Raw genomic sequence first — 6,226 nt, forward strand, 5'->3', positions numbered from 1 at the left:
GGCTAGTTCGATGGATCTGCTAACGGTTGGCCGTATTTTTTATAGTGAGTTTTTATTAAAGAGTAAAATGTAAGCGCTACATTTCACTTCTTTTATCCATATGCAGATGGTGTTTATCCATAGTTTGCTTACATTTCCAATAGTAAAATAATACCTATGGATAACTTATTCATAATTCAGGGAGGTCTGAAAATATGAGACGCGATTTGTGGAAACGATCTGGTGTCATACTTGCATCTACAGTGCTTATCTTATCCGGCTGTTCTAGCGGAGGGACTAAAGTAGCCGAGGATAGTACCGTACCACCGAAGATTAGCACAGAACCAGTCACCATTAAGCTTGCTGGGAGCCGGGGGCTATTCACAGATGAGGAACTAAAGCTTTACATAACCGACCCGTTAGCTAAGAAATACCCTAACATTACGGTGCAGTATATTAATACGTCAGAAAAAGGCTTCGGCTTAAACGAGCTTATTACTGCAGGCGATATTCCTGATATTGTGATGGGCTATGGCAGCACGCTTCCTCAGCTTAAAGATTTGAACCTCCTGTATAACATGGATCCTCTCATCAAGAAGTACAACCTCGACCTGAACCGTTTTATCCCTGAGTTTTTGGAATACATTAAAGTGAATGGAAGAAGCGATTTTTTAGGGGGATTGCCCGCATACAATAACGCATTCGCCTTATTTTATAATAAAACGTTATTTGACAAGTTTGCCGTGCCTTATCCGAAGGATGGAATGACTTGGGAAGAAGTTGGAGATTTAGGCAAGAAAATAACAAGAAATTTTGACGGTATCCAATACCGCGGGTTTTTCCCAGATGGCGTTGCTCGGATGGCAGCTCAAATCAACCTCTACCAGATGGACAAGGACAACAAATCGATTTTGACCACGGAGCCTTGGAAGAAGGCATTTGATTTGTGGAACAATATTTACAATTATCCGGGAAATGCGGATGAGCCTTATAATACGATTAATTTCGGGAATAATCAGACGGCATTTATTAAAGGTGAGTTAGCTATGATAACAGGATATAGCAGCACTTTAAATGCACTCCGCAAAGCACCTGATGTGAACTGGGACGTCGTAACTTATCCTCAGCATAAAGACAAGCTAGGCTACAGCACGGGCGTAGACACCCCGAACTTCTCCATCACCTCAAGCAGTAAGAACAAAGATGCAGCCTTCCTCGTCATTGAAACTTTGGTATCCGATGAAGTACAGCTTAATCTCGCCAAGAACGGAAAAATGTCAGTGCTCTCCAACGATAATGTGAAAAAAGAGTTCGGTAAAGGTATACCGGAATTCGCAGGTAAAACGTATAATCTGAGCAGTATTCCAAAGCTTAAGCCTTCCGTCAACAAACCTCCTGTATACACCGGAAGTGATACGAACAAAATTATTATCGATGCATATGAAAGTGTACTGAAGAAGGAAGCGGATGTTAATACAGCGCTTCGTCTTGCGGATGAACAAATGAATAACTTGGTACAATCCAAAATAAAGCTGGAGAAATAAAACTGCAAGCCAATTGTAAACGCTACCATTGAAAAAAGCCCTGTATTATAGGGCTTTTTTAGTTGTAATAAAAATTTACCCCAATATAGGAATAACCTTGTATTATAATAAAATATTCATAATGCTTCTAATGTTAAATGGCAAGATTCGGATCCATTATATAAGGAGGTAACATAGATGGCTGATGAATTGAAGAAGACATTTAACGAGGTAGCGGAGCTTTATGATCGCGCCCGTAACCAGTATCCGCAGGAGCTGTTTGATGAGCTGTTCCAACAGTCCGGGTGTCATTCTGAATCTCACGTTCTAGAGATCGGGGCTGGAACCGGTATAGCCACGCTTCCGATTGCTGAACTAGGCTGTAGTGTAACCGCCGTAGAATTAGGTGAAGCCATGGCTCAAGTAGCTCGCCATAAGCTCGCCAAGTTTGATAAAGTAGATGTTCAGGTTGGTGCTTTTGAAGAGTGGGAGCCGCCCATTGGCATGCAGTATGATCTTGTGCTTGTAGCGACGGCATTTCATTGGCTTGATCCGAGCGTTCGGTATACGAAGATCGCTTCTCTGCTCCGACCAGGAGGTCATTTGGCTATTGTTCGTTACCATCATGTAGCTGGAGGAGATCTAGATTTCTTTGACCTAGTGCAGGACTGCTATGAACGCTTTAAGCCGGGAGTGACAAAGAACTTCCGTCTGCCCGATATGGAAAATATTCTTTCAGATTCGGCGGATCTGGAAGCCAGCGGATTATTCAATGAACCTGTAAGAAGATCTTTTATAAGAGAAGAGACGTATAACAAACAGCAGTATTTGGACTTGTTATCTACTTATTCGGATCATCTGATGATGGAGGACTCAGAGCGCCATAGGCTCTACAATTGTATCGGTAGTCTTATAGACGGACAGTTTGATGGACAGGTCATAAAATGCTACTTACATGAGCTTGTGATAGCGCAAAAGCGGTAGCTCGAAGAGGGGGAATGAATGACCATATAGAATTAAAGAAAGAAACCGCTGCTTTAGTGAATGTAGAGTGGGTACTTTACATCCTGTAAGCAACGGTTTTATATAGTTTAGGAACGTTTAAAGATCAGGAATCCGTCGTCGACCGGGATGGTTTGTCCATTAATTGCCGAAGCTTCGCCGGTGAAGAGGAAGCTGACTACGTCGGCAATCTGCTCGGGTTGTATGAGCTTTTTGCTGAGATGCTGATCGGCAAGGAAGCTTTTAAAGTCATCTCCATCTTTAATAATTGGAGTATCGATGAAGCCTGGTGCAACGGCAATAACTCGAATGCCATCATCTGCTAGCTCCAGAGCGGCTGATTTCGTCATCATCACTACAGCAGCTTTAGCCGCTTGATAGGCGAAGCTGCCTTTAGCCGCCATATAGCCGAAGATTGATGCGGTGTTGATGATAATTCCTTTTACACCGAGTTCCTTCATCTTCTTCGAACCGTAGTAGATACCAAGGTAAACACCGAATTGATCAACGGAGACCACATGGTTGTAATAATCGGGCGTATGCTCTTCAAAGGAACGGACGTCACCTACACCTGCGTTATTGAATAGTCCGTCCAAAGTTCCGTGTACTTCGACTGTCTTATCAATCAGGTGCTGGATATCCTCAGGCTTAGAAACGTCTGCACGAACATAAGAGGCTTGTCCGCCAGCTTTTTGAATCATTTCAGCTGTTTCTTTTGCCGTTACTTCATTATAGTCGGAGGATACGACGATCGCGCCTTCAGAAGCCAATTTAAGAGAAGTGGCTCGACCGATACCGCTGCCGGCACCCGTGACAATGATGACTTTATTTTCTAGTTTCATCCCGATTCACTCCTTATTAGTATTATTGACCCATCATGCCGCCATCCACCGTATATAGAGAGGCGGTAACGAAAGACGCTTCTTCCGATAACAGGAAATTCATGACGGCAGCTACTTCTTGGGGTTCGCCATAGCGTCCCAATGGTGTGGCCGCTTCATTTGCTTCTTTGAAGCTATTGGCGTTGCCTGAGTTGGATTCGATTTGACGCATCATGCGTGTATTTATAGTGCCCGGCAGTACTGCATTAACTCGAATGCCGAATGATGCAACTTCATTAGCGGCTACGCGAGTGAGGCCAATAACGGCATGTTTGGACATAATATAAGGTGACATCCCTGGGGCACCCATCAGACCTGCAAGAGAAGACGTGTTGAGAATGGCTCCAGATTGTTGCTTCTTCATAACGGGTATAATGTAGTGAAGACCTAAGAAAACACCTCTTACATTAACACTATATACAAGATCAAGAGCCTTGACGCTTTGTTCCTCGAGGAGGCCTGTTGGACCCTCAATACCAGCGTTGTTAGCGAAATAATCAATAGTTCCGAATTTCTCGACCGCTTTGTTCACGTAATTTTGTACATCTTCTTCTTTGGAAACGTCAGCCGCTACTGCAAGTGAGTTGGATTCGTTCAACCCCAGCTCTTCGATAACGGTCTTCAAAGCTTCCTCCTTTAAATCGACAAGGACAAGATTTAATTGGCGTTCCGCCAACCTGCGTGCAAGCTCTTTACCGATACCGCCAGCGGCACCGGTTATAACGGCAGTTTTTACTTGTGATTGACTCATGATTGATTCGCTCCTTTGTGATTAATAGGGTTGAGCGATAAATCCGGATTTATTCGTTCTCGACTACGTCTTAAGCATACATCGCTTTCTTGCGATCGGACAATAATCATTCCTGTCAGACGTGTCATGTAATGAACAGATCGCTTCGAGATGTTCAAATCTGCGGAGAAATTGAACAACACACGAGATGTTGTCTATGAATGTGTTTCTGAATATTTCTGCTGAATAGGATACGTAAATCATCCTTTTTCTATGTAGTAGATAGCTGTGATTTTTCTTAGGCTGAGAATGAAGGTATAATGAAATAGAAGCAGTACAACGGAGGTGAACGCATGAGCGATGGAGGATCAGCTGGATCGAAGGACAAAGAGGACACGCCATGCCATTAAGTCCGCTTTTATAAAGCTCATATTAGAGAAAGGATACGATTCAACTACCATTCTCGATATCGCCAATCAAGCAGATTATAATCGCGGAACGTTTTATAACCATTTTGTAGGTAAAGAAGAGCTTCTGAAAGCGATACATGATGAATTCCTGCAAGGATTGGCAGAAGCGCTGCTGGAACCATATGAAGGAATGAAGCGTGTGGAAGCGACAAACATATTTCCTTCCACACTACAATTGTTCGAGCATATAGAGAAGAATAAGGAAGAGTTCATGGCGCTTTTATCCGTGGATAAGGGGATTGCACTTGAAATATATGACTTGCTGCGGGAATCGATGAGAAAGGATATGCATATTGAGATGGAAAGCAGCGATCCACCTATTGACTATGAGATCATGTTGAGCTATCGCATGTCCGCAACTGTCGGGGTCATCATGTACTGGGCGGAAACTAATTTCAAATATTCTGCAGGGTATATGGCCGAACAGCTGCTTATGCAGGTGAACACCCGAATGGATTATATCGAGTTCAAGAGATAATATCTCGAATACATATTGAGTGAATCGTGGGTCCAGCAAAGTCTTAAGCATTCGTTCAAATGTTATTTTTTGCTTCAAAATTTGAATAATCAACAAACAAGTCCAAATCTATAAAAAAATCGGTTATAATATGATTGAATAAATATAAGAAAGTGGGAACAGTATGGGCCGCAAGTGGAATAATATTAAAGAGAAAAAAGCATCGAAAGATGGTAATACGAGTCGTATTTACGCCAAGTTTGGTCTTGAAATTTATGTAGCGGCAAGAAAAGGCGAGCCGGATCCTGAATCTAATAGAGCGTTGAAGGTCGTTCTTGAACGGGCTAAAACGTATAATGTACCTAAAGCTATCATTGACCGTGCAATTGACAAGGCTAAAGGGAGTTCTGAAGAAACTTATGAAGAGCTCCGTTACGAAGGCTTCGGACCTAATGGCTCCATGGTAATCGTGGACGCTTTGACAAATAATGTGAACCGCACCGCTTCAAGTGTACGTGCCGCCTTCAGCAAAAATGGCGGGAACATGGGTGTGAGCGGCTCTGTAGCTTACATGTTTGACTCAACAGCCATTATCGGTGTTGCTGAGAAAACATTGGATGAAGTGATTGATATTTTACTTGAAGCTGATGTTGATGTACGCGATGTAATCGAAGAAGACGAGACTATTCTTGTCTATGCTGAGCCTGATCAGTTCCATGCCGTTCAGGAAGCATTCAAAAATGCTGGAATCACAGAATTCACGGTTGCAGAACTGACAATGCTTGCGCAAAATTTCGTTACACTTCCTGAAGACGGACAAGCTCAATTTGAAAAAATGATTGATGCACTTGAAGATCTCGAGGATGTTCAGCAGGTGTATCATAACGTGGAATTCGAAGATTAATCGAGTCTGTTAAACCCGCCTTCTTGTGGTATTATCCCCTTCAAGTAGACACTCAAAAAAAACCTTCATGTTATCATGGAGGTTCGAGTGAAACTTGGAGGGGATATTTTTATGGCTAAAAAGGGACAAACATTCCAGACGTATACAGAAGAATTCAAGTTGAAGGCGGTCAGAGCGTATTTAGGGGGTTCATCGAGCTACAAGTCGGTAGCTGAACGAGAAGGAATTCGTAACTGTTCACAACTGAAGGTGTGGGTAAAGAAATGGCAAAACGGGGAGT

The 6,226-nt window shown here is 42.8% G+C and carries 7 protein-coding genes; 5 read left to right on the forward strand and 2 right to left on the reverse strand.

The annotated features are described in order from the left end of the window. The first annotated feature begins 194 nt into the window (after positions 1–194). The gene (locus tag BP97_RS0132425) at positions 195–1,523 is read left to right on the forward strand and encodes an ABC transporter substrate-binding protein (protein ID WP_028552790.1); all 1,329 of its coding nucleotides are present in this window, start codon (positions 195–197) and stop codon (positions 1,521–1,523) included. A 177-nt stretch (positions 1,524–1,700) separates the two neighbouring features. After that, on the forward strand, positions 1,701–2,486 hold the full coding sequence (locus BP97_RS0132430; protein WP_028552791.1) for a class I SAM-dependent methyltransferase: 786 nt from the start codon (positions 1,701–1,703) through the stop codon (positions 2,484–2,486). Positions 2,487–2,593: 107 nt separating this feature from the next. On the opposite strand, the gene BP97_RS0132435 is transcribed toward BP97_RS0132430, so the two are convergent. Further along, positions 2,594–3,346 (reverse strand): SDR family NAD(P)-dependent oxidoreductase, encoded by a 753-nt coding sequence (locus tag BP97_RS0132435; protein WP_028552792.1) that lies wholly within the window; start codon positions 3,344–3,346, stop codon positions 2,594–2,596. 22 nt (positions 3,347–3,368) lie between these two features. Continuing rightward, entirely contained in the window at positions 3,369–4,136 is a 768-nt protein-coding gene (locus tag BP97_RS0132440) for an SDR family NAD(P)-dependent oxidoreductase (RefSeq protein WP_028552793.1), read from the reverse strand. 339 nt (positions 4,137–4,475) lie between these two features. Here BP97_RS0132440 and BP97_RS0132445 point away from each other — a divergent pair, with 339 nt between their 5' ends. The 3 genes from BP97_RS0132445 to BP97_RS38265 form a co-directional block, all read left to right on the forward strand. Beyond that, positions 4,476–5,063 carry a TetR/AcrR family transcriptional regulator gene (locus BP97_RS0132445; protein WP_028552794.1) on the forward strand — a complete coding sequence of 196 codons (588 nt, stop codon included), beginning with the start codon at positions 4,476–4,478 and terminating at the stop codon, positions 5,061–5,063. Between the two features lie 163 nt (positions 5,064–5,226). Further along, on the forward strand, positions 5,227–5,946 hold the full coding sequence (locus BP97_RS0132450) for a YebC/PmpR family DNA-binding transcriptional regulator (protein ID WP_028552795.1): 720 nt from the start codon (positions 5,227–5,229) through the stop codon (positions 5,944–5,946). Between the two features lie 111 nt (positions 5,947–6,057). Beyond that, a partial coding sequence (locus tag BP97_RS38265) for a transposase (protein ID WP_036746530.1) occupies positions 6,058–6,226 on the forward strand: 169 nt, incomplete at its 3' end.

Origin of the sequence: Paenibacillus sp. UNC451MF (assembly GCF_000686845.1) — a bacterium.
In the GTDB taxonomy this organism is placed as follows: Bacteria; Bacillota; Bacilli; order Paenibacillales; family NBRC-103111; genus Paenibacillus_S.